The organism is Methylophaga sp. UBA5088, assembly GCF_002414625.1.
GTDB classification, from domain to species: Bacteria; Pseudomonadota; Gammaproteobacteria; order Nitrosococcales; family Methylophagaceae; genus Methylophaga; species Methylophaga marina.
In genome coordinates, this window is record NZ_DIAC01000129.1 from 13,344 (window position 1) to 14,274 (window position 931).

General features: G+C 44.0%; 1 protein-coding gene. It reads left to right on the forward strand.

Translation table 11 applies throughout. From position 1 onward, the window contains the following. On the forward strand, positions 1-814 hold an 814-nt coding region (locus B4K20_RS15870; RefSeq protein WP_289283662.1), incomplete at its 5' end, for a flagellar hook-length control protein FliK. Positions 815-931: the final 117 nt, after the last annotated feature.

The following is a 931-nucleotide window of genomic DNA, read 5'->3' on the forward strand; positions in this document are numbered from 1 at the left end:
CAATACAGAAAAAGCGGTTATCAAACAAACTCAACATGCTGCCGAGGGTGACAAGGTACCGAATTTCGCCAAGGCACTACAATCCATGAATGAGGCCGACGGTAAAACTAGCGAAATTCGTGCTGATATTATGGATGCCATTAACAGACAGCGCCAAAAAGTCGATGGTGAACAGAATATGACTGTTCGTAATATGATTGCCGCTCAAACAGAAAATAAAGATAGAACGGAGATAGATTTGTCTGGTATTCGAGCAGATAAAACGCTTCAGGAGCGTTTATTTGGAGCGACCCCGACAACGAATACGTCGACAGCTAGCAGCGTAGCATCAACATCAGGTTCATCACCTTCGGCATCAGCCAGTGCAGTAGTGAGTTTACCGGTTCAGCCCAATATACAAAGCTCAGCATGGTCACAGGTGATGAATAGCCGTGTGGTCTGGATGGCCAAAGAGGGTATTCAACAGGCAGAAATGAAAATGAACCCGGCAAATTTAGGCCCTGTTGAAGTAAAACTCCATGTACAAAATGAACAAGCCAGTGTAACTTTCTTAGCTCAGCACTCGACAACGCGCGATGCGCTGGAACAAGCTTTACCAAAATTACGAGAGAGTTTTGCCGAAAACGGTATGCAATTGACTCATGCTGAAGTAGGTCAGCAACAGCAACAACAGCAAAGAGATGAGCAGCCACAGCAAATGCAAAATTCTCAGAATTTTACTCAAGCCAATCGTCAAAGTGACGATATAATGAGTGAAGCCGACGAAACAGCAGGTTCAGTTACGCAGGATAGTGGCCTGAGCTTATACGTCTAAGGCATAAAATAATAATATTAAGTTCAATCCGGGAGAGACGGGCGTGTTTAAACTTGAAAATTTCTCTTTGAGAAAACGCATGTATATCATTGGTGGGCTGGGTGTATTCGCCTTACT